Origin of the sequence: Bdellovibrio bacteriovorus (assembly GCF_001592745.1) — a bacterium.
Lineage (GTDB): Bacteria > Bdellovibrionota > Bdellovibrionia > Bdellovibrionales > Bdellovibrionaceae > Bdellovibrio > Bdellovibrio bacteriovorus_B.
Window position 1 is genome coordinate 470470 of the sequence record NZ_LUKD01000001.1, and the last position, 21492, is coordinate 491961.

Sequence of the window (21492 nt, forward strand, 5' to 3'; positions counted from 1 at the left end):
TTTTTAAAAGAGGTTCCCATGACAACTCATGAAAGAATTGATTCCATTCTAAATCAAAACAAAATCGTGCTTTTCATGAAAGGCACTCAACAATTCCCTATGTGCGGTTTTTCTGCACGTGCTTGCGCGATCTTGCAAGACATCGGCGTTCAATTCCATGACGTGAATGTTCTTGAAGACGAAGAAATCCGTTCAGGTATCAAAGAATACGGCAACTGGCCGACAATTCCGCAACTTTACATCAACAAACAATTGGTGGGCGGAAGCGATATCATGATGGAAATGTACCAATCTGGAGAGCTGCAAGAGCTTCTAAAATAACATGAGATGTAATGTTGCCGTTTGGGACCGCATTTTAAGGTTTGTTATTGGCGTATTCTTAACTGCGTACGCCATCGCCGGCGGTCCCTTTTGGGCTTACATCGGTTTGTATGGCCTCATCACCGCTGCTTGGGGCTTGTGTCCTGTCTACGCCTTCTTTAGAATAAGAACTCTGAAAGATTATCATCGCGCGATTCCTGACGAAGAATAGGATGTTGTATGTCCACGGCCCTCATCGAACTTGAAAGTTTTTTGCAAAAAGACCAAATCAAAACCGACGAGGAAAGCCTCAAATACTGGGGTAAGGACTGGACGACTTATTTCGACATCAAAGCCACTGCGATTGTTTTTCCTCGCAGCACCGACGATGTTGTAGCTATTGTAAAGTGGGCCCGCAAAAACAAAGTCGCTCTGGTCCCTTCTGGCGGACGTACAGGTCTTTCAGGATCTGCTGTGGCTTCTCAAGGTGAAGTCGTTGTCTCTTTTGACCAAATGAACAAAATCAAAGAGTTCAGTTCAGTGGATCAATCTGTTGTGATCGAACCCGGTGTTGTCACTGAAGCTTTACAAGAGTTCGCTCACTCTAAAAATCTTTTCTATCCCGTTGATTTTGCGGCGACAGGTTCGTCGCAAATGGGCGGCAATATCGCAACCAACGCGGGCGGCATCAAAGTCGTTCGTTATGGTTTGACTCGCGAGTGGATCATCGGACTGAAAGTGGTGACGGGTTCTGGTGAGGTTCTTGAACTGAATAATGGCCTCGTTAAGAATGCCACAGGCTACGATCTTCGCCACTTGTTCATCGGTTCTGAAGGAACTTTAGGTTTTATCGTTGAAGCGACAATCCGTTTGGCTCCTGCGCCCCCACCTATGAAGGTGTTGGTGATGGCCGTCAGTGGTCTTGATGCCGTTATGAAAGTCTTTGCGGAATTTAAAACCAAGACTTCACTAGTAGCGTTTGAAATGTTCTCGGACAAAGCTTTGAACAAGGTTTTAGAAAACACCGGCCTGCCGGCTCCGCTAGAAACCAAAGCTTCTTTTTATGTGTTAGCTGAAGTGGAAGCTCGCAACGAGCAAGATGAAGAACATGCTTTGGGCGTTTTTGAAAAATGCTTAGAAGAAGGTTGGGTGATTGACGGAGTCATCAGTCAATCCGACGTTCAAGCGGCGACCTTTTGGCGCTACCGTGAAGACATCTCTGAGTCTTTGGCAAAGTATTCTCCCTACAAGAATGATATCGCCGTCACAATTTCAAAAGTGCCACCGTTCATGGATGACTTAGACAAAGTTTTGGCGCAAGCCTACCCCACTTGGGAAGTCGTGTGGTTTGGTCACATCGGTGACGGTAACTTGCACATCAATATTTTGCGTCCTGCGGGAATGACAAAAGAAGAGTTCGTGAAAGAGTGCCGCAAAGTCGACATCATGGTTTTTGAGACGGTAAAAAAGTATAAGGGATCCATTTCTGCTGAACACGGTGTCGGTATGACAAAACGATCTTTCCTTTCTTACACCCGCTCTGAAGCCGAGATTGAAATCATGCGATCAATCAAAAAAGTGTTTGATCCCGACATGATTATGAATCCGGGAAAAGTCATATAAGATAAGAATAAGCTCACATCCCCGGGGGTAAACAACGTCTCAACAACGGACGAAAGACGTTGCCGCGGATGAAGATGGAGCAACTATCACGACATTGCATAGTTTTACTTCGAGAAATTTTCTGAATATTCCGAATAGCTTCCTAGGGCTAAGAACCTTGTTAGGAATTATTCATGAGAACTCTACGGTACGTTACTTTATGCTTGGGACTATCGCTGATCCTTGTCGGCTGTTCAATCAACACCGCTCTTTTCGGAAGTTCAAAATCAAAAGGGTCTTCTTCGGGCGGCGACAACTTGCAAGCAGTCAAAGGCAACTTCCCTTTGATGACACCGTTCACCGGACAATTTAAAAATTATCTGCGAGCCGCACCCAACAAGAAATTCGTGTTCGCTAATGCCTTTAATGACATTTATGTCGTCTCTGAATCAGGCACTTATTTAAAAAGTTTTACTCCCGCAGATACTTTCAGCGTTAATGGTCTGACCGTTGACAGCAGCGGAAACATTTACATCGCGGGTGCTGCTGCTTCTCCAAATGAAAACACCCACCGATTTATTCGAAAATACGATATTAACGGCACCTACTTGGGTGAAATTGTAACCTATGGAGATGAAGATCCCGGCGCTGGAGTTTATGTGCCACTTCCTACGCAACCCCGCATTGGGGCCGACGGTTCCATCTATGTGGCATTCAACGCTGAAATTCGTAAATACAATTCAGCGGGTGTACACCAACTGACTTTCGGTACGGGAACTCAAGCCGCCAATGACGGTGAGATCAATGGAGCTCCGGTCTTCACTGTGAACAGCGATGGAAGTATTTATGTGGCTGACATGTGGTCAGACCGGGTGCAGCTTTTTAATGCCGATGGTACTTTCAACTCTAAATTCACTTGGCCACGACAAATTGCTATGTCGATGCTAGAAGACCTTCAAAAAAATGCCGACGGAAACTTTCTTCTTACCGAGCGTATGGGCAGCGATGCTCGCATCACATTTTTTGATCCGACAGGGGCTCTTCTTTTTTCACTCAATGGTTCCGAAGGTGGAGGCGCTGCATGGGGAACGAGTGACCTCACGACAGCCACTGTTTCGGAAAACCGTCTTTATGTCGGCTATCGCGAGACCGTGTATGTTTTTAATGCCTCCACGGGAGCTTACGTAAAAGACTACCTTCCGGGAATGAAAAACCCAACCAGCGTTCTGCAAGCTAAGAACGGTCATTTCTATGTGGGAACCGATAAGGGCGTTGAGCAGTTTAATGCCAAGGGCGACTGGCAAAGAACTTTCGAGCCCGTGGCTCAGATCACTGCTCTTGCAGTGACTAGCAGTAACGTCCTTGTTGTTGCAAACGCCTCTACTCCGACGACTCTTAATAAGTACGATCTTGATGGAAATCTTTTAGGTACCGTCGTTGTGCCAGCCCTTGCGGCTCCGTACAGTATGTCTGTGGATGCCAACGACAATATTTACATCGCCGATCTTGGCGGCGGTGGCTTGCAGGTTCTATCAACGGCATTAGGCACAGCCTCTGCTTTTCCTGGAGCGATTGGAGTTCCCTCAGGCGTCCACTGCGCCAAAGATGGAAGTATTTTGGTACTGGATTTTGACGGTACTAAATCCATCCCCAAAAGATTCAGTGCTGCGGGAGCTCTGCTAGATACGTTCGATGCCGCCGGTGCCGACGTCGATGTAGGAACTGCCTTAGGCATCACTCAAATCGGCAATGGCCGCGTTTATATTGCAGGCACTATCAAAAACAAAATCTACGAGTATGAAGCTGATGGGACCTACGTCACGAATTTCGGCAGTGCAGGTACGCAATTAAATCAATTCAACCAACCCTGGAGCATTTTTGCCGATGCCTTCGGAAGTCTTTTTGTCGTGGATAAAAGTAACGATGCCGTCAAAAAATTCAAACCGGACGGCACCCTGCTTTACGAATAAAAAACATCTTTGCAGTCGGTCTTAGTAAACGACACGCGTGCGGATAGAACGTGATAGCTTACCAATGTCGGCTGCGAGCGCTTGAGCTTGCGCCGAATGAACGTCCATGACCAGATAACCGATTTTTTCGTCCGTCGACAGGTACTGGCCTTCGATATTGGCGCCAGCTCTAGAAATCAAACCATTGATTTCACCCAACACACCCGGTTCGTTCTTATGAACATTCAAAATACGCGATGTTCCCTGCTTCACCGGCAGATCCACATTCGGAAAATTCACTGCTCCAGACGAGGATCCAATTTTCAAATAGCGACGGAAACTTTCTGCGACTTCCATGCCGATGGCATATTGAGCTTCTTCTGTACTACCGCCAATGTGCGGAGTCAAAATCACATTCGGAATTCCTTGAAGTGGAGATTTAAATTTCTCTTTATTAGAGGCAGGCTCTTCAGGGAACACGTCGATCGCGCAACCGGCAATGTGCTTTGATTTAAGCGCCTCAACCAGAGCTTCGATCACCACCACCGTACCACGGCTGGCATTGATCAGGTGACTTCCTTTTTTCATCATCGCTAGTTCCTTAGCGCCGATCATGTCTTTGGTTTCTGAAGTTTCTGGAACGTGCAAAGTCACAAAATCGGAGACTTTCAATAATTCTTCCAAAGAAGATTTAGCAACAGCATTCCCCAAAGGAAGTTTTTTAATCACATCATAAAATACGACTTTTAGGCCCATCGATTCCGCAAGAATACTGACCTGGCTTCCGATATGACCATAACCGACAATGCCCAAGGTTTTACCGCGCACTTCGCGAGAGCCTTCAGCCGATTTCACCCACTCGCCAACATGGGCCTTCGTGTTTCTGTCACCCAATTGGCGGGACAAAGAAATCATTTCAGCGATAACCAATTCTGCGACCGATCTTGTGTTGGAGTGAGGGGCATTGAAAACAGGAACCCCAGACTCTCGCGCAGTCATTAAGTCGACCTGATTTGTACCAATGCAAAAGCAGCCAATCGTTGTTAGGTGAGGATTGCTCTTTAGAACATTGGCGGTGATTTCTGTTTTTGAGCGAATGCCTAAAACGTCGTAGTTAGGAAGAATCTTCAGTAATTCTTCTTCAGAAGGTGCATGCGGGATCAGGTCCACTTTGTACCCTTCAGAAATCAAAGTTTGCTGCGCTACTGGATGGATGTTTTCAACAAGAAGAATTCTAAGAGCGCTCACTCGCACCTCCGCTAGAATTAGTTTAATCCGACGGCCTTATAAGTCATTTCAAAAATGAACGCTTGCCAGAGAGAGTCCTGCTGACGAAGTGCGCAAAGTATAGTCAAAGTCATATTCCCAAGAGAGACTAAATACCTATGGCAACAACTCGAGTATTTTCTCTACTTATCGTCGATGATGACCCGTTAGTTCAACAATCGTTGAAGATGTGTTTGCCGAATCATTGGAAAGTTTTTTCTGCGCCGACTTTAGAAGCCATTCAATATGAACGATTCTATCACGCTGCTTTCGTGGATATGCACTTAGAGCCTGGCACCACTAAAGCCGCAGGTCCGCAGGTCATCGAAAAATTAGTGAAGCATAACAACCAGCTTGAAGTGGTTGCGATGTCGGGAGATTTAAGTCGTTCTTTGATGGAGAGCTGTCTTAAAGCCGGCGCCCAGCGTTTTCTCGCTAAACCTTTAATGCCTGAAGAAATCCTGTTGATCTTAGAAAAAATCGAAGCACTTTGGGATTTACGAAGTATGGATCCGAGTTCTTCTCGCCATACCACTCGCTGGGTGGGAAATTCTTCTGCTTCAATGAAAATAAAAAAACGCATTGCCGATCTTCGCGGTGAAACAAATGCCGTACTGATCGAAGGTGAAACAGGATGCGGAAAAGAAGTCGTTGCCCGACTTCTGCACGAGCAAGAAGGTGACAGACCTTTTATCGCCGTGAATCTAGCAAGCATTCCGGAAAATTTATTTGAATCCGAAATGTTCGGCCATGTTAAAGGGGCTTTTACCGGCGCTGACCAAAACAAGGTGGGCCTGACTGAGGCCGCTAACGGTGGCGATCTTTTCTTAGATGAGATTGAAGCCCTCCCCTTATCTCAGCAAGCAAAGCTTCTGCGCTTTTTAGAAACCGGCGAAGTTCGTCGTGTGGGCGCAAAAGAAAGTACAATTGTAAAAACACGCGTGATTGCTGCCAGCAACCGTTCTTTAGAAAAGATGGTGGCTGCTGGCGAATTCCGCGAAGACCTGCTTTATCGACTGTCGTCTCAGCGTATCGAGCTGACACCCCTGCGAGATCGCCTTGAGGATATCGATGAGCTAGCTAAACATTTTCTCGAAGCAGAACGCCCCCGCCGCAATAAAACCATTGCAGACGATGGGCTTACAGCTTTGAAAAAATACAACTGGCCAGGAAATGTACGCGAACTCAAACGTGTTTGCGAACAGCTCAGCCTGACCTCTCCCCTTCCTTTCATTCGCGAGGAAGATGTCGCAGCTTGGTTGAAGCCCACAGCAACGGCTCCGGGAGCTCCTTCGTATACGGCAATTGATTTCAACAAAGGACTCAACACTCTTGTCGAAGAGTTTGAAGCGCACGCCATTCGCACCTGTTTAAAACAAACTCGTGATGTTGAGGAAGCGGCGAAAGTACTGCAAGTCTCTAGATCCAATCTTTACAAGAAGATCAAAGACTACAAAATTGATGAGGAACCATCGTAATGGATTTTTTTGATTTTAGTTTTCCCATTCGCATCTCTATGCCCACAGCCTGGGAAAGTCATATTTACCGTCAAACTGTTTTGATTGTTCTTTCGATCATCTTTGTTTCCGGCGCGATCACCTTTTTCTTCCGTAACAAGAACTACTACTTCGTTCAATCCTGGGCGAGCATTAAAAGCTGGTTGATTGCAGCTCCGCTGATGTTTATCGTCATGGGTCTGCCTGAGCCTTGGCCTTTGGTGTTCCTGACGGCCCTTGCGATTTTAGGTGCGAAAATCTTTTTCCAGATCATGGGGATGTTCCACCGCAGCTATTTCGTCCTTCTTTGTTATGCCGGTATTATTGGCCTTGGAATCTGTGCGTGGTATGACCGTCTTGATATTTACAACTCTATGCCGATGATCGTGTTGGGGGCCAGTTGTCTGGTACCGCTGATCCGCAATTCTTATAAACGCATGATTCAGTACATGTCTTTGACATTGCTAGCCTTCATCTTCTTGGGCTGGTCGTTCATGCACTTAGGATTGATTTTGAAATTCCCCAATGGCGTTTATCAGGTGATGTATCTTGTGATCCTGACGGAGTTCTGTGACAACACAAACTTAGCAGTGGGTCGCTACATTGGTGGCTGGAGAATGTTCCCTGGAATCAATCCTCGTCGTACCGTAGGAAGTACGGCGACGTCGATTCTTCTGACATTGTTCCTTGCAGGCTCTATGCGCTTCTTATTGCCTGATGGGTCTGACAAGTATTGGTTGGCTTCAGGCCTCGTCGCTTCTTTAGGAGGCTTCGTGGGGGATCTTGTGATGACGGTGGTTCGTCGTGATGCTGGAATGAAAACTGTCGGCCCGTTCATTATCGGTCGCGGTGACTTCTTACATCGCGTGGACAGATTGATCTTCGTGGCGCCTATTTACTATTACGTGATGACGGTCATTCTATGAAGGATTGGAACTACGAAAACGAGCAGTGGACCAAGCTGCCGACCTACTTAAAACACCTTCCGCTGTTCACTCGTCATATCGACATGTTCAGCGTGTTTATGCGTTTTTTGTGGTCGATCTTTCTTAAAAACGTCGCCTTTAAGTTTTACATCCGTCTGCAAGTAAAAGGAACTCCGTTCAAAGAGATCTATCGCACGCAACCCAAGCTGATCATTATCAGCAATCACGCCAGTCACTTGGACGCCGTTTCCATTGCGGCCTCCATCCCGCGCCGTTACTGGCTGAACCTTTATATTGCGGCGGCAAAGGACTACTTCTTTACGAACGCTCTTTTCACATTCTTTTCTAAACACTGCTTGGGGGCCATCCCCATTGATCGCAAAGACCGTCGTGGTGAGGCCATCAACCTGATTTTGAAACTTTTGACCGAGCTTCCACGCATGTGGTTGATTATCTTCCCCGAAGGCACTCGCTCTAAAGACGGAAAAATTCAGGAATTTAAACGAGGCGTTTCTATATTTTCAGAGCGCACGCAAACGCCTCTTTTATTCACATATCTTGAAGGCAATATGGAGTTATGGCCGAAAGGTCAGCCTATTCCTCTTCCGGGAAAACTGGTTTTGCACGTTGGTCCGGTTCATCCCCCCGGTCCCATCCAGCAGGTGTATGCTGCTTATAAGCAGTGGGTGCTGACGATCAATCCGAATGCCTTCCACGAAACAGCGAACGAAGGCGAAGGAGAAACAAAAGATGACTCCGAACAAGTCTGATATCGAAAAAAAATCACTGACCATCGGCCCTTACCAAGTCTGCCCCATTCCTACGGGTGAGTTCGGCTTGGATGGAGGCGCGATGTTTGGAACAGTTCCCAAAGTTCTGTGGGAGCGCTCAAATCCACCTGATGAAAAAAATCGCATCCCGATGGAAGCTCGCGGGCTTTTGTTAAAATCTCAAGGTTTAAACATCCTCATCGACACAGGTAACGGCCTAGGCAAAGATTTTGTTGCAAAATACGGTGAAAAATTAGGAACGAAGTTTGCCGAGATGTACAATATCGACGATAGCGGCCCTTCTCTTTTAAAGTCTTTAAACGGCTTTGGCTTGAAGCCCGAAGATATTCATCACGTGATTCTGACTCATCTGCATTTCGATCACGCCGGCGGCGCTACGACGGAAAAAGACGGAAAGCTGGTGCCCACCTTTCCCAACGCCCAATACTGGATTCAAAAGGGAAACTTAGAAACGGCTAGCAAACCCAACCTGCGCGAGCGCGCCAGTTACTATCCGGCGAACTTTCAGCCTTTGATGGATGCCGGTGTGCTTAACATTTTGGAGGGAGAAAAAGAAATTCTTCCCGGAGTTTCGGTGCTCCTTTCTAACGGGCACACTCAAGCTCAACAAATGGTGAAAGTGACAGACGGAAGCATCACTCTGCTTTACTGTGGCGACGTCGTTCCGACAAGCTCGCACGTCAAGATTCCGTGGCTGATGGGTTACGACTTGCACCCACTGACGTTGATGGAAGAAAAACAAAAGTACTTAAGTCAGGCTGCAGACCAAAAATGGTATCTATTTTTTGAACATGATCCCTACTGTGATGCTGCTGTCATCGAACGCAATGGTCACGATTTCACCGTCCAAAAAAGATTTCAGCTTTAGGAAAGAATTAGGCGGACCTCGTTAAGCATGCTATTGTCGGCTTAATGAGTCCGTTGTTCCAGTCTTTAAGATTAAAAACTCTTGGCGAAGTCCTGAAGGACACTCTTCAGCAGATGCGGGATGGAGAAATCCAGCTTGTCGCAGCGTCATTGGCGTTTTCCACGGCCATTGCCTTGGTTCCGTTCATTGCCGTCGTTCTTGCAACCTTCCAATCTATCGGCGGTCTTGAAGCGTTTTATCCACAAGTAGAATCTTTGTTATTAAGGAATATCCGCGAGGCTGCGGGTTCGGATGTCACAAAGTTCATTCGCATTTTTCTAAAAAACATCAGCGCGGGCAAATTGGGAACTACGGGGGCGGTGCTTCTTTTCATTACGTCTATCCGCATGCTTTTGGATATGGAAGTCGGCATTCATCGTGTCTGGAATCAAAAGAACACAAGACCTTTCTATAAACGCGTGATCTATCAATGGGGCCTTATTCTTCTTATTCCCGTTTTACTTGCCGTCTATGTCGGCTTTCAATCCTTGGAACAATTTCAATTTGTTCACCGTGTGGTACCCGCTTTTGTTTCAAACTCTATAGTCTTAGTCGGGTCTTTGTTTCTGATTTATAAACTGGTGCCCACTGTTTATGTGAAAAAGAGTGCGGCGTTTATTTCCGCTGTGGTCGCCGCTTTGGTGATGTATGGCGTACATAAAAGTTACGCCGCTTTGGCTTTAAAGTTCTTTGCCTATAATAAAATCTATGGCTCGTTTGCCGCTCTGCCTATCTTGCTGTTCTGGATTCTGACGATCTGGTACGTGATCTTAGCAGGCGTGGCTTTGTGTGCGTCTCTTCAGAAGCGTCACGTTGCTTAGCGATTTGCTTCGCTAAGTGTTTTGAAAGCTGTTGAGCTAGTTCCTTATTTTTTAAATGAATATAGAGCTGCGGATGAATTTCCACATCCTCCACCAACCAGTTCCCCGTCCCCAATGCAACTTCTTCCTTATCTTTGATCAAGTACTTTGAGTGAGTAAAAAAGCTGCCGGGCGCAAAGTAAAGACTGTCGATTCCTTCTTCTTGCAACCGTTCAATGGTTCGCCGAGTTCTTCGCACATAACTTAAAGCAAAGGCCGTGTGGTGATGAGCAAAACCTTTGATTTTGACTCCGCGCCGATGAGCCTCGATAAAAGCGTCGCGAATTTCTTTATGATCAAAAAAGTAAATGGAAAATTCCAAAGTCCTTTTTGCAGAGTGGATCATATCCACAAGAACGTTTTTAAAGTCTCCATCAGCAAGCATCGGAGGACGAAGCTCGATGCCGCCATGCCCTCCCCCTTGCCACAGATGCTCGAAGTAGCGATTGAACTCTTTCGCAACAACCTTGTTGTCTATAAGAAGATTCGTTTCGTAATTTTTGACGATGGATTGATGAGTTAAGTTCGTCGACCCGAAAAGAACGTAGCGACCGTCTATACTGAAACCTTTTGCGTGAGTTTTTCCATAGACGACTTCGACTCCGGCTCTTTTTAGAAACTGTGCCGTCACCATGTTTCGATCGGAGGTGTCACGCACTCCCTCGATATAAAGACGGATGCGCAATTCAGGCTTTTTGCGTTTGAGCTCCTTGATTTTTTCCGCAACGGTATACGGAGCCGTATTCATGTTCAGCTTTCCCGCTGCACTTCCGATAGCAAAAGAATAAGCCAGAATATTGATTTCGTTTTCAGCTTGATCCAAAAGTTTTAAAAGGGCGTTTAGATAGTCACTGTCTGTGACCAAGGCAGCGTCGCTGGCGATCTTTTTCTGTGTCATCGAGCCTCCGCCAAAATATTGTCTAAAGCTCGAGTTTTGGAGGCAACAAAGAGCGAACCACTCCGTCATTCGACAAGAAGACGCTTTAGATGCGGCGTGTAATTTTGGGGTTTAAGAAGGAAAATGGTGATTCCGGTACGACTCGAACGTACGACCCTCTCCTTAGAAGGGAGATGCTCTATCCAGCTGAGCTACGGAACCACGCTGTATCACATTGCTGTGAGCCTTCTTTATAGGGGTTTAGCTCAATGATTTCAAGAATTTCTTTGTTAAACCCCGGGGATTTAAAAACAATTTGTATCTCTAGACTATTGAGCCCAAACAGAGATGGTCACAGGCTCCCCGCGACGAAGACTTTGCAGTTCTAAACGCAATGTGCGCCCCTGAGCCGCCGGATGAGCCGTTAAGCGCTCCATCCCATAACGATAGTCCCCTTGCAAAGCGAACAGAGGAAAAAATCCACGATCAGAGATCAACTCCACTCTTTGCAAGCGCGCGCCCGATGGATTCAAGATTTGCAAACGAAGATGCGTCGTCGTCGCTTTTCCAGGAACTGGACGAAGCATGATTTGTTGAAACGGAGAATGATCCGCGAACACTGTCGTCTGCGCGACTTGATGCCAGGCCCACGCCGAAACAGTTGCAAACATCACAGAAAAACAAACAGCGACTTGAGCCAACCCTTTCATAGAAAACCCTCCGTTGCCCTCAGAAGTAGTCGGCCTCAACATCGCTGTCAACTTTCCTTCTAGTAAAAAACGCCTGCCTAAACGCAGGCTCTTTTTTTTACGCAGCTGATTTCTTTTTCGCTTCGCTGTACTTCACATCAATTCCCATGATGTGAGCGCTCAACCAAGTTTTTAGAAACTGGAAGAACGCGTCTGTTAAAACTCCCGTCTTTTCAAATTCAGCTTTAAAAGTTCCAAGGCGTGCCAAAAGATCTTTGTGAATTTTTTTGTGCACATTTGCTTGCGCGTACTCCAGCGTATCAAAGTAATTTTCTTCGTGATCAAAATGAGTGACCGTCCACGAAGCCAATTCATTCACCAGGGCTTTCAATTCATGAACAGGCGCTTTGGCCTGATGTTTTTCATAAAGACGATTCATGATCTCGATTAGTTTTTGATGCTCGCGATCCATAGCATCGACGTGTGTAGTTAAACGTACTGGGTCCCATTGGAAGAATGATTGTGGCATTTGTTGCCTCCTTGATGTCCTCATTTTCGGCCTGGGGTTGAAGAAGCAATATGATGCACATCATGTCTTACGAAAATCTCTGAATGAAACACGACGTTTGTCTTAAAGCTAGAACGCCACCCGTACGCGACGAGGACTCTTAACCATTCCACGCTTTGAAATGAACAGAACTATATAAATTCAATTTATATAGAACATGAATTCTTAATAATTTTTTTAATTCTGAATTTAGACGATAGTAGTTCATGTAAGGGCATCGCCCAAATTTAAAGGAGAACACTATGAAATTCCAAATCGACCCTTCCCACTCCACCGCGAACTTCAGCATTAAACACATGATGATTGCCAAAGTTCATGGCGGCTTTGAAAAGATGTCAGGCACTCTTGAATTTGATGCTGCCAATCCGACAGCAGCTAAAGTGGAAGCAACCATTGAAGCTGCTAGCATCAATACTCGCGAACCCCAACGAGACGCGCATTTAAAAAGTGCCGACTTCTTTGATGTTGAAAAGTTCCCGTCAATTACATTCAAGTCGAAAAGCGTGAAAGTGGCTGGTGATGGAGAGCTGAAGGTTTTAGGAGACCTGACCATTCATGGCATCACGAAGGAAGTGAACCTTGACGTCGAGGGTCCTACGGCAGAAATGAAAGACCCGTGGGGAAATATCAAAGTGGGTGTTTCTGCGACAACAAAGATCAATCGAAAAGACTTCGGCCTGACTTGGAATGCGGCTTTAGAAACAGGTGGTATTTTAGTCGGAGACGACGTCACAATTTCTCTTGATGTGCAATTTGTGAAACAAGCTTAAGGAGTAAACGATGAAGCTCCGAGAAAAATTCTTCAATAGACGTTTTTTCCTCTTCGGGCTTTCATCACTAGCGGCAGGCTGGGCCGCAAAGAAATTTGCGCCCGGTTTTTCAATGCCGGACAATGGAGGTTTTATGTTTGAACTACGCAAATCTAACGAACGCGGTTTTGCTGATCATGGTTGGCTGAAATCACGCCATACTTTTTCCTTCGCAGACTACTATGATCCCGAACACATGGGTTTCAGAGCCTTGCGAGTGATCAACGAAGACCGCATTGATGGTGGCACTGGCTTTGGCATGCACGGACACCGTGATATGGAAATCATCTCTTACGTTGTTAAAGGAGCTTTGGAACACAAAGACTCTAAGGGCAATATAGCCGTGATTAAACCCGGAGAAGTGCAAAGAATGAGTGCCGGCGCGGGAGTCATGCACTCGGAATACAATAAATCCGCAGATTCCGAGACACACTTTTTCCAAATCTGGATTTTGCCAGATCGCCACGGTACCGAATTCGGTTACGGACAAAAATCTTTTGAAGAAGACTTAAATTCAAAAGATATGGTCTTAGTTGTCTCTAAAGATGGCCGAGAAGGTTCGATCAGCATCAATCAAGATGCCGATCTTTACATCTCACGCATGAAAGCCGGAAAAGATGTTGAATTTAAAATGCGTCCTTCAAGACACGTGTGGATTCAGGCCATCAAAGGACAAATCAATGTTAATGGTCAGACTTTAGAAGCCGGGGATGCTCTTAAAGTCAGCCAGGAACAAGCCCTGAAAATGTCAGCAAACCAAGACTCTGAGTTTATGCTTTTTGATCTTGCTTAAACTGGTTTGCTTTCTTTCCCCTCCCGTCTTATCGAGGCCCAAAGGAACCCTCCTTTGGGCTTCTTCATTATCGTTTAGTCCGCGACGTCGACGCAGCCCCCGAGACCATTCGGAAAGTAGTCTTGAGTTCTTTATAAGCTTTATGCTTCACCGCAAGAGGCTGACTGTATTCTTTTAAAAAAAGCCGGCCGGATCTGACTTCTAAAATTTGCGTCGCGGTTGTTTTGCTATGACGATCAATGATTTCGCCGGTCCCCATGTGGTGCAATCCCGACAAGGGACCATAAGAGACCAGATTAAATTCCGTGCGCCCCTCACAGCTCTTATCAGAGGCGCATGTGCGATAAGCCGTCACCAAAAGATCAGGGCTGATTTCAAGGCGGGCCCAAGTGGCATCCCCTGACTGAGAAACCCAAGTTCCCACCAGACGAGACTCTCCCCGCGCCGAGTTTAAAAAGAATAGCATTAGGACAAAAGAGCATGCGCTTAATGTCTTCATAAACCTTCCTATTTTTCAAATTAGGAAGGTCGACTTCTCATTTCAAATTACGAAAAATTCAGATGTGACTTAGCAGACGGAAGCGGGCTTAATTTTTCTTCTTTGATTTTTTCGTGTTCGACGGCAAAGACTCACACTGCTTAAGAAGCTGTTCCCAGATGATTTTCGCAACCGGCCCCATCGGTTTTAACTTCGAACGCATGATATGCAAATTCAAAGTAATTGGCACAATGGAATCATGTTTGATTTCGATCACCGTTCCCTTACGAAGCTCATTCTGAACTTCATAAGTGGCAAGGCGCCCCCAACCAAAACCATTCACCACAAGGTTGCGCTTAAGAGTGTGATCGGTCACAAAGCATTTCGGCCCGTCGCTAAACATACCTTTAGGCGCCTTAGAGGGATCAAAATTCTTTCCTCCATTTTTTGAGACGACGATTTGGCGATTATTACGAAGCCAGTTGTAGTCCACGCTTTCGTTCTTCAAAAGCTTTTTGGCCACCGCCGGAATCATTTTAATTTTTGCAAAAGGCAGGCTCTCAATTCTTTCGTCTTCGTTGATTTTGGGAGCAATCGCAAAGTCGGCCTCTCCGTCTATAAGAAACTGCATCCCGCCGTCGAGAGTTTCTGTTTGAAAACTAAATTCCGTCACGCTAGGCAGATGAGAACGTGCCTCGAACACAGGCTGCACAGATTCAAACTGGACAAGAGGATCTAAGACGATATTCAAACGAGGTTCGATAGCCTGTTTGCCTAACTCCTTCCCCTTGACTTCAAGCTCACGGAAAGTTCGTAAACAGTTCTGCGCCCAGCGATAAAAAGTTTTACCTTGGTCGGTCAATGTCGGGCGGTACTCATCACGATTGAAAAGCAGAACATCGAATTCTTCTTCTAACTTTTTGATAGCCACACTTAAGCTGGGCTGCGTTTTGTACAGGGCTTCGGCCGCTGCTTTAAAACTGCCCTTCTCTACAATCATTTCCAAAGTGATCAACTGTTCAAATGTCATAAATCGGCAACCCCTTATAGTGACATACGCTCTTAGTAGACAATTGAAACGGCCGACTGTCATGACCCTCTTGTGTTTGAAGCCCCGGGCCATAATTCAAAATGATGAAACTTCAAGCACTTAACGTTTCAAACCTATACAAACGAGGGGATTTTTTTCAAGGCTCTGGACAAAACCTAATTAAGGATATAAATTATCCTTAATTAGGAGGTTGCTCAATGAGCCAACGAATCAACTACAATCAACAATCTGGCCCCGCAGTACAAAGTCTTATGGGACTTGAAGCTTACTTAAAGACGACATCACTGGAAAAAAACTTAATTCATATGGTGAAAATCCGTGTTTCCCAACTGAACGGATGCGCTTTTTGCGTGGACATGCACCACAAAGAAGCCAAGATCGACGGCGAAAAAGAACTGCGTCTTTACCACTTGACCGTGTGGCACGAATCCCCGCTTTTCGAAAATCGTGAACGAGCCGCACTTCGTTGGGCGGAACTTCTCACTCGCATCCCTCACGAAGGCATTAGCGATGATGAATTTAAGAAAGTGCGAGAGTTTTTCTCTGAAAAAGAACTCTCTGATTTGACAATGGCGATTGTTTCTATCAATGCTTGGAATCGCTTGGGAGTTGCTTTCCGCTCTACTCCAGGCACTATGGACAAATTATTTGGACTAGATAAGGCAGGTTTATCTTAATGGTACTTCGCAATCAGGTGGAATGGGCTTTACATTGCTGCACAGTTTTAGCCTCGCTAGAACCGGGACAGTATTTAGCAACAAAAGATTTGGCAGAGTTTCATGGTATTCCTAAAGAATATCTATCGAAAGCTTTACAGGCTCTTTCCACCGCAAAGATTGTCGAAGCAACATTAGGCCCGACAGGCGGTTACCGCCTGGCAAAGACGCCAGATAAAATCACCTTTCTAGAAATCGTCGAAGCCGTGGAGGGAAAAACCTCCACCTTCGAGTGCGCAGAGATTCGTAAAAACAATCCCTGCCTAGGAAAATTCAAAATCGGCCCTCGCCCTTGCAATATTGCACGAGTGATGTACCGGGCGGACGAAGCTTGGCGCAAAGAACTGCGTAATACGACAATTGCTATGATTATGGAGCAACTGGTAAAGGAGCTCCCCGCCGAAGTTCTGGAAAAGAACAAAGCCTGGATGGAATCACGTCGCTAATCTTGAATCCGAGTTGACAGAAATGACCTCCATCCCCTATCTTGAGGACTCGTTAGGGAGTAATCGTTTAGCCCCCTGAGGCTAAAGGTGAGGTCGACATACTGAGTGATGAACTCCGGCCTTTCCGCAAGATCCCAATCTTGTTGATGAGACTGACATTGGTGTTAACAAACGCCGTGTCGTCTCGTATCTAAAAACAGACCCACGGCATTTTTAGTGGGGCTTTCATGATCGAAGTTATCGTTTTAGGATTGATTTTAAGTGCGGATTCTTTTTCTGCCGCATTGGCAATGGGTGGACGCCCCTTCACCAGAAAAGATGCTTTAAAATTTGCAGTCTCTTCAGGAGGAGCTGAAGCTGTCGTCACCCTCTTGGGATTTCTAGCGGGTGCAAAAATCATTTCCCACATTGCTGACTATGATCACTGGATTGCGTTTTCGCTCTTAGCGGCGGTCGCAGCCCACATGGCTCACGAAGGCTTTACAGCCCTTCGCTCAAAAGAACCAGCGGAGGAGTCCAATGAGTTTCATAGCTTCACAAAAGTATTGATTGTTTCATTCGCAACCAGTCTGGACGCGTTAGGCGTGGGCATCAGCCTTGGGATCGCCAATAAGGATATTAGTTACTACGTCGTCTCTATCGGAATTTTTGCTTTTCTTACAACACTCGTGGGGTTGTATTTAGCTCGCCACCTTTCGGATAAAATGGGCCCGATCTTCACTTTGATAGGTTCTTTAGTACTCGCCGTTATGGCAGTGCAAATGCTTTCAATTTAAGAATGCAAAGCCGCGGGATCGTGTTAACTCACAGCGGATCTTCATTAAAAACCGACGCAAATATCTTCTATTTTTAGGGAAGGAAGTTTATTCTTTCCCAGTCAAAGATTGTTTAGAATTGTTAATTCGCACGTTGGGTTTAAGGATGTTTGTCACGTTTAAGAAAATTCTTCTGACAGCAGGGCTGATCAGCCTTGGCGCCTCTGCGAATGCGGAAGATGTTCATACGGATCATCCCTGCCCCAATATTCAAATTGAATCCCCAGAAAAAGTAGAATTGACAAAAACCGAGCACAAATGGATTTGCGGAGACAAAGACAGTCACGCTTGGGGAAGCATCCCCCCGTGGCAAGCGCAGCTTTTTCTCAAATCTTTTTTACAACAACGCGCCTTTCACAATCCCCAGTTCGAAATTCGCGAAAACAAACTGTTTGTGAAAACGGGGCCGCAAACTTTCTTAAAGGAATGGACGTTTATCAATGAGCCTCCAGCATTTCATTCCGAAAAAAGACGCAAACTGAAAGGCCGTCCTCTGACGCCGGAACTTCTGGATGAAGTCGAAGCCTGGAGCAAAGCGCACTTACAAAATCTGGGATATCCCTGCCCTGAAGTCACAATCCAAGCTGTGCCTTCAACTGAATCTATCACGGTGACCTTGGCGCCCGGCGAACTTTATAATTTTCCATCCAATGAAGATGTTGAAGTCCGCGGCACAACTCAAAGCATCTCGATTGGTCGTTACAGTGCCTTTTTGCCCAATCAAAAGTTTGATGCCCGTCTTTTGCAACTGACCTCCAATCGCATGATCACCGATGAGTATCACTTAAGTGCTTATTTTGAAACTCAGTGCCTACCCAATGAAGAACTTAAAATAATCCCCCGATTGGTGACCGGCGATCCACAGCTTATTTCTGCCGGCGTGGGTTTCAATACCGAGGTGGGAGCGATTGCACAGATTCGGTACAAGCACTCACAGTTGGACGAATCAGGAAGCACCTTTGAAAGTAAGATGTTTTTATCTTTTGTTGAACAGACTTGGGACAATGCCTTTCAAATTTACGAAGGGCGGCCCTATAAAGACCGAACGTTTTGGTCTCCACAGCTCAACTTAAAAAATGAGATGGAAGACCAGTATGAATCCTTCACCGCCGAACTGGGAGTCGAGTGGGGTCTGACTAAAGAATTTGAAAGTTTCACCTCGCGCTTTCAGCTCGGGCCTTTTTATACGTACAACAATGTCGAGAGTGATGTATCCAACTATGTTCTTTTAAGCGCCACATCCAATGTGGAACTTTATCTGCAAAGCCATGACTACGAATATTATATGGGTGAACCCCGCTCTGGCTGGCAGCTTTCATCCAATCTGCGCTCAGCCTATGAAAACCTTGGCGCGGACCAAACTTTTCATCAATGGCTTTATCAGCAACAGAATCTTTGGAACTTTAATTTGTGGGATCCACCCTTGATGGTGATCGGCTGGCGCTTTAAAGCCGGCACCTTTTTTATGTCGGATGATTCGCAATTTTATTCCGTGGTTCCCGAAAACTTACGCTTCTATATGGGGGGTGATGGGACTTTGCGCGGCTTTTCCAGAAAACAGATTCCACTTTCTAATTTAGGATCCGCGACGTTTCTTTACCAAGGCCTCGAATTGCGCGCCGGCGACGTCTTCCCGTTTAAACTTCAGCCTTTTATTTTCTTAGATATGGGATGGGAAAGTGATCAGATCTGGACGCTGTACCGCACGCTTTATTACTCCCCAGGCATCGGCATTCGTTGGCCTTCCTTCTTAGGTCCTGTGCGCGCAAGCGTTTCACAAGGACAAGTTCTTTTTGCCGATGGAGTGGATGTTGAACCGCATTGGCAATTTTACTTAAGCTTGGGAAGGGAGTTCTAATGAAGAAATTCTTCCTCTTCCTTTTAGGCTTTGTCCTTCTCCTGCTGTTAGCTCTTGGCGTTCTGTGGATGAATCTTGATTGGGTATTAAACGAGTCCAACCTTCGCAAGGTCGTGCAAAAAACTCAAATTGAACTGAGCTGGCAGAATTTAGATTTGAAGATCACGAACGATGGCTTCACGGCGAAATACTTGAAACTGAATACGGGAAATCTTTGCTTTAAATATGCGAACCCTAGCATAGACATTTGCGCAAAAAAAATCCATTTGGATACCTCTATTGGATTTATGACGAAGATGCCTTTTGTGCAGATCAAGAACCTAAAGCTGGATATCATTTCGGACCACATCCTTGTCACGGTCCCCGAGTCCACAGAGCCAAAACCCGCCGAAGCATTTCAATGGCCTGCTTTTGAATTCGGCCCCCTCGACTCATTCCTGTCGCGGTATTTGGCTTTACTTCCCAAGGACGCGATTGAATCCATTCACATTGATATTCAAGGTGCCAAAATCTTTTTGATGCCAGATACCGAAATGGAAGCGTCCACCAAAGTCCACTCTGAAGGAAAAGATGTTCGCCTGAATACGGGTTTTGAAATGAAAATGAAAAAAGAGTCTTTCGTAAAGGCCCAGATGAATGCCTCTATGACTCTCATTTCACCGGCAGAACTGCAAGTCCAAGGGGTGATTGAACTTCCTTCTTTCGGAGTAAAAACAAATCTCAAAGCTCAATGGCTGGAAAAGCTGCAAGTAGAATTAGACGGTTTGATGAAATATCAAAAAATGCAGCTGCAATCCCGTCTTAAAGCCGAACTGCAAAAAGACCTGTGGAAGTTAAGTCTGCTGGCGGACCTTAAAGACAGCCGTCTGCCGTTCCAGCGTCTCTCAGTTCAAGATTGTGATATTTCTATCACGGTTAAAAAAGGTCTTCCTGGTCAACTAACATGGCCTTGCGCAATAGAAGCTCATAAGATTCGAAAAGTGCCCTTGAAAGGACTGCCGGACTCTTTAGTTCTCAATTCTTTGGTTCAATCCCCGATTGATATTAAAAAGGATATTCTGCAACTGCAGCCTAAAGCGGAGCTGCGAATGCAAGAGCCCGCTTTAGTGGAGTTGTCCGTCGATGCTGCCGCTAAGACAACCCTGAACTTGACAGAGAAAAAACTGAAACAGCTTGAAGTGGATCAATTGCAGGCACTATTAAAAATCCCCGCTCTTGAAAACTGGCAAAGCCTTTTAGTGAAAAGTGCTTATTCTTTACCAGCCCCTTTACACGTCTTAAAAGGAAGCCTTGAACTGCGAGCCGAAGGACCCCCTACAGATTTACTGACGAAAATCTTTAATGTGAAGGCGTCATTAAAAACAGATTTAACCAGCCCACGACAAGCTTTAAAAACTTTATCGAATGTCGAGCTGAATGCTGATATCCAAAAACCACTCTTCACTCTTCAAGGGGATATCGGCCTGACCGAGGTCACTTTAGAACTTCCCTATCTTGGGTTTGAAGCGCCTCCGCAGTTTAAGCCGGACTCTCGCTTCGTGAAAAAAACTGCGCAAGCTCCACCGGCGCCAAAGGGCCCCTCGACATTTATCATTAAAGAACTCGCTATTCACACGGACGCAACACCCCTTCGCCTGAAGACACGCTTGTTAGATGAAGCCATCCCTATCCACATCAAGTATAAATTGAAGGATACCAAGTCCCTCTCCGGCACTGTATCTATCGGAAAGATGAATGTGGAAGTCTTTAAAAAGAAAGCCGCGGTGGAAAGATTTATCCTCAAAAAATATCCGGACTCAACAGTGCAAGATTTAGATGGTTTATTAATTCATCGTACTTCTGAAGTGAAAATTGAAATCTTAATTGTCGGAACAACGGAAAAACCACGCATTGAGCTTTTAAGTGATCCGCCATTAAGTCGTCAGCAGATCATTTCAATTCTCCTGTTTAACAAATCTTTGCAGCAACTTGCCGACGAAGATAAAAACACCGCGGGTCAGCTGGATCAGGCCTTGTTATCTGAAGCCTTTGGCTTAGCTTCCTTATTCTTATTATCCTCAACCCCGATTGAAAGCGTGTACTTCGATCCGCGCACACAAAGCTACACGGCGCGCGTGCGCTTAGATGATCAAACATCGGTGTCGTTGGGATCCAATTTTGAAACATCTCAACAATTCACCGTGCGCCGTAGACTGGGTGGACCCTGGAGTGTTTCGACTGAATTAAAACAATCCGACAACGCCGAAGATGTTATTACAACTTTAATTGAATGGTTTAAGCGCTTTTAAAACCCAG

Annotated in this window: 22 protein-coding genes and 1 tRNA gene; 16 read left to right on the forward strand and 7 right to left on the reverse strand. The window is 45.8% G+C overall.

Annotated elements, in window-relative coordinates:
• The first annotated feature begins 18 nt into the window (after positions 1-18).
• The 4 genes from grxD (at position 19) to AZI87_RS02210 (ending at position 3872) form a co-directional block, all read left to right on the forward strand.
• The gene (gene grxD / locus AZI87_RS02195) at positions 19-321 is read left to right on the forward strand and encodes a Grx4 family monothiol glutaredoxin (RefSeq protein ID WP_063204798.1); all 303 of its coding nucleotides are present in this window, start codon (positions 19-21) and stop codon (positions 319-321) included.
• A gap of 1 nt (position 322) precedes the next feature.
• Entirely contained in the window at positions 323-532 is a 210-nt protein-coding gene (locus tag AZI87_RS02200) for a YgaP family membrane protein (RefSeq protein ID WP_063204799.1), read from the forward strand.
• 8 nt (positions 533-540) lie between these two features.
• Complete coding sequence (locus tag AZI87_RS02205; protein WP_063204800.1) at positions 541-1923, forward strand: FAD-binding oxidoreductase; 1383 nt, start codon at positions 541-543, stop codon at positions 1921-1923.
• A gap of 173 nt (positions 1924-2096) precedes the next feature.
• Entirely contained in the window at positions 2097-3872 is a 1776-nt protein-coding gene (locus tag AZI87_RS02210) for an NHL repeat-containing protein (protein ID WP_155722481.1), read from the forward strand.
• Between the two features lie 21 nt (positions 3873-3893).
• Here AZI87_RS02210 and serA read toward each other — a convergent pair whose 3' ends face one another.
• Entirely contained in the window at positions 3894-5099 is a 1206-nt protein-coding gene (serA, locus tag AZI87_RS02215) for a phosphoglycerate dehydrogenase (protein WP_063204802.1), read from the reverse strand.
• Between the two features lie 137 nt (positions 5100-5236).
• On the opposite strand from serA, the gene AZI87_RS02220 reads away from it, so the two are divergent.
• The 5 genes from AZI87_RS02220 to AZI87_RS02240 are packed head-to-tail and all read left to right on the forward strand — an operon-like array spanning position 5237 to position 10058.
• Positions 5237-6595, forward strand: a complete 1359-nt coding sequence (locus AZI87_RS02220) for a sigma-54-dependent transcriptional regulator (protein WP_063204803.1) — start codon at positions 5237-5239, stop codon at positions 6593-6595.
• Positions 6595-7539, forward strand: a complete 945-nt coding sequence (locus AZI87_RS02225; protein WP_063204804.1) for a phosphatidate cytidylyltransferase — start codon at positions 6595-6597, stop codon at positions 7537-7539. Before AZI87_RS02220 ends, AZI87_RS02225 begins: the two co-directional genes overlap by 1 nt.
• Positions 7536-8309 carry a lysophospholipid acyltransferase family protein gene (locus AZI87_RS02230; protein WP_063204805.1) on the forward strand — a complete coding sequence of 258 codons (774 nt, stop codon included), beginning with the start codon at positions 7536-7538 and terminating at the stop codon, positions 8307-8309. The genes AZI87_RS02225 and AZI87_RS02230 overlap by 4 nt, the downstream gene beginning before the upstream one ends.
• The gene (locus AZI87_RS02235) at positions 8290-9198 is read left to right on the forward strand and encodes an MBL fold metallo-hydrolase (RefSeq protein ID WP_063204806.1); all 909 of its coding nucleotides are present in this window, start codon (positions 8290-8292) and stop codon (positions 9196-9198) included. Before AZI87_RS02230 ends, AZI87_RS02235 begins: the two co-directional genes overlap by 20 nt.
• A 44-nt stretch (positions 9199-9242) precedes the next feature.
• Positions 9243-10058, forward strand: a complete 816-nt coding sequence (locus tag AZI87_RS02240; protein WP_253696360.1) for a YihY/virulence factor BrkB family protein — start codon at positions 9243-9245, stop codon at positions 10056-10058.
• Here the strand turns inward: AZI87_RS02240 and AZI87_RS02245 are convergent.
• The 4 genes from AZI87_RS02245 to AZI87_RS02260 form a co-directional block, all read right to left on the reverse strand.
• Positions 9967-10995: a phospholipase D-like domain-containing protein gene (locus tag AZI87_RS02245; RefSeq protein ID WP_063204807.1), complete on the reverse strand. Its 1029-nt coding sequence runs from the start codon at positions 10993-10995 to the stop codon at positions 9967-9969. The genes AZI87_RS02240 and AZI87_RS02245 overlap by 92 nt on opposite strands.
• Before the next feature lie 124 nt (positions 10996-11119).
• Positions 11120-11196 (reverse strand) — tRNA-Arg (locus AZI87_RS02250).
• 107 nt (positions 11197-11303) lie between these two features.
• Positions 11304-11684 carry a hypothetical protein gene (locus AZI87_RS02255; RefSeq protein WP_063204808.1) on the reverse strand — a complete coding sequence of 127 codons (381 nt, stop codon included), beginning with the start codon at positions 11682-11684 and terminating at the stop codon, positions 11304-11306.
• A gap of 97 nt (positions 11685-11781) precedes the next feature.
• The gene (locus tag AZI87_RS02260) at positions 11782-12192 is read right to left on the reverse strand and encodes a bacteriohemerythrin (protein ID WP_063204809.1); all 411 of its coding nucleotides are present in this window, start codon (positions 12190-12192) and stop codon (positions 11782-11784) included.
• A 281-nt stretch (positions 12193-12473) separates the two neighbouring features.
• Here AZI87_RS02260 and AZI87_RS02265 point away from each other — a divergent pair, with 281 nt between their 5' ends.
• Positions 12474-13001: a YceI family protein gene (locus tag AZI87_RS02265; protein ID WP_063204810.1), complete on the forward strand. Its 528-nt coding sequence runs from the start codon at positions 12474-12476 to the stop codon at positions 12999-13001.
• A 133-nt stretch (positions 13002-13134) separates the two neighbouring features.
• Positions 13135-13833, forward strand: a complete 699-nt coding sequence (locus AZI87_RS02270; protein WP_063206536.1) for a pirin family protein — start codon at positions 13135-13137, stop codon at positions 13831-13833.
• Between the two features lie 67 nt (positions 13834-13900).
• Here the strand turns inward: AZI87_RS02270 and AZI87_RS02275 are convergent, their stop codons facing one another.
• Together AZI87_RS02275 and AZI87_RS02280 are read right to left on the reverse strand one after the other, a co-directional pair.
• Positions 13901-14332: a hypothetical protein gene (locus AZI87_RS02275; protein WP_063204811.1), complete on the reverse strand. Its 432-nt coding sequence runs from the start codon at positions 14330-14332 to the stop codon at positions 13901-13903.
• Positions 14333-14420: 88 nt separating this feature from the next.
• On the reverse strand, positions 14421-15341 hold the full coding sequence (locus AZI87_RS02280) for a LysR family transcriptional regulator (protein ID WP_063204812.1): 921 nt from the start codon (positions 15339-15341) through the stop codon (positions 14421-14423).
• A gap of 218 nt (positions 15342-15559) precedes the next feature.
• Here AZI87_RS02280 and AZI87_RS02285 point away from each other — a divergent pair, with 218 nt between their 5' ends.
• The 5 genes from AZI87_RS02285 (at position 15560) to AZI87_RS02305 (ending at position 21485) form a co-directional block, all read left to right on the forward strand.
• Entirely contained in the window at positions 15560-16039 is a 480-nt protein-coding gene (locus AZI87_RS02285) for a carboxymuconolactone decarboxylase family protein (protein WP_063204813.1), read from the forward strand.
• Positions 16039-16524, forward strand: coding sequence for an RrF2 family transcriptional regulator (locus tag AZI87_RS02290; RefSeq protein WP_063204814.1), 486 nt, complete (start codon positions 16039-16041; stop codon positions 16522-16524). Before AZI87_RS02285 ends, AZI87_RS02290 begins: the two co-directional genes overlap by 1 nt.
• A gap of 227 nt (positions 16525-16751) precedes the next feature.
• On the forward strand, positions 16752-17300 hold the full coding sequence (locus AZI87_RS02295) for a manganese efflux pump MntP (protein WP_063204815.1): 549 nt from the start codon (positions 16752-16754) through the stop codon (positions 17298-17300).
• Positions 17301-17445: 145 nt separating this feature from the next.
• Entirely contained in the window at positions 17446-19197 is a 1752-nt protein-coding gene (locus AZI87_RS02300; protein WP_063204816.1) for an autotransporter assembly complex protein TamA, read from the forward strand.
• Positions 19197-21485 carry a translocation/assembly module TamB domain-containing protein gene (locus AZI87_RS02305; protein ID WP_063204817.1) on the forward strand — a complete coding sequence of 763 codons (2289 nt, stop codon included), beginning with the start codon at positions 19197-19199 and terminating at the stop codon, positions 21483-21485. Before AZI87_RS02300 ends, AZI87_RS02305 begins: the two co-directional genes overlap by 1 nt.
• The last annotated feature ends 7 nt before the right edge of the window (positions 21486-21492 follow it).

Bases quoted from the DNA above. Each gene is read 5' to 3' on its own strand.
- AZI87_RS02265 (WP_063204810.1), top strand. From the start codon at position 12,474: ATGAAATTCCAAATCGACCCTTCCCACTCCACCGCGAACTTCAGCATT.
- AZI87_RS02280 (WP_063204812.1), bottom strand. From the start codon at position 15,341: ATGACATTTGAACAGTTGATCACTTTGGAAATGATTGTAGAGAAGGGC.
- AZI87_RS02200 (WP_063204799.1), top strand. From the start codon at position 323: ATGAGATGTAATGTTGCCGTTTGGGACCGCATTTTAAGGTTTGTTATT.
- grxD (WP_063204798.1), top strand. From the start codon at position 19: ATGACAACTCATGAAAGAATTGATTCCATTCTAAATCAAAACAAAATC.
- AZI87_RS02290 (WP_063204814.1), top strand. From the start codon at position 16,039: ATGGTACTTCGCAATCAGGTGGAATGGGCTTTACATTGCTGCACAGTT.
- AZI87_RS02230 (WP_063204805.1), top strand. From the start codon at position 7,536: ATGAAGGATTGGAACTACGAAAACGAGCAGTGGACCAAGCTGCCGACC.
- AZI87_RS02255 (WP_063204808.1), bottom strand. From the start codon at position 11,684: ATGAAAGGGTTGGCTCAAGTCGCTGTTTGTTTTTCTGTGATGTTTGCA.
- AZI87_RS02225 (WP_063204804.1), top strand. From the start codon at position 6,595: ATGGATTTTTTTGATTTTAGTTTTCCCATTCGCATCTCTATGCCCACA.
- AZI87_RS02305 (WP_063204817.1), top strand. From the start codon at position 19,197: ATGAAGAAATTCTTCCTCTTCCTTTTAGGCTTTGTCCTTCTCCTGCTG.
- AZI87_RS02260 (WP_063204809.1), bottom strand. From the start codon at position 12,192: ATGCCACAATCATTCTTCCAATGGGACCCAGTACGTTTAACTACACAC.
- AZI87_RS02240 (WP_253696360.1), top strand. From the start codon at position 9,243: ATGAGTCCGTTGTTCCAGTCTTTAAGATTAAAAACTCTTGGCGAAGTC.
- AZI87_RS02295 (WP_063204815.1), top strand. From the start codon at position 16,752: ATGATCGAAGTTATCGTTTTAGGATTGATTTTAAGTGCGGATTCTTTT.
- AZI87_RS02235 (WP_063204806.1), top strand. From the start codon at position 8,290: ATGACTCCGAACAAGTCTGATATCGAAAAAAAATCACTGACCATCGGC.
- AZI87_RS02300 (WP_063204816.1), top strand. From the start codon at position 17,446: ATGTTTGTCACGTTTAAGAAAATTCTTCTGACAGCAGGGCTGATCAGC.
- AZI87_RS02205 (WP_063204800.1), top strand. From the start codon at position 541: ATGTCCACGGCCCTCATCGAACTTGAAAGTTTTTTGCAAAAAGACCAA.
- AZI87_RS02275 (WP_063204811.1), bottom strand. From the start codon at position 14,332: ATGAAGACATTAAGCGCATGCTCTTTTGTCCTAATGCTATTCTTTTTA.
- AZI87_RS02270 (WP_063206536.1), top strand. From the start codon at position 13,135: ATGTTTGAACTACGCAAATCTAACGAACGCGGTTTTGCTGATCATGGT.
- AZI87_RS02220 (WP_063204803.1), top strand. From the start codon at position 5,237: ATGGCAACAACTCGAGTATTTTCTCTACTTATCGTCGATGATGACCCG.
- AZI87_RS02285 (WP_063204813.1), top strand. From the start codon at position 15,560: ATGAGCCAACGAATCAACTACAATCAACAATCTGGCCCCGCAGTACAA.
- AZI87_RS02210 (WP_155722481.1), top strand. From the start codon at position 2,097: ATGAGAACTCTACGGTACGTTACTTTATGCTTGGGACTATCGCTGATC.
- AZI87_RS02245 (WP_063204807.1), bottom strand. From the start codon at position 10,995: ATGACACAGAAAAAGATCGCCAGCGACGCTGCCTTGGTCACAGACAGT.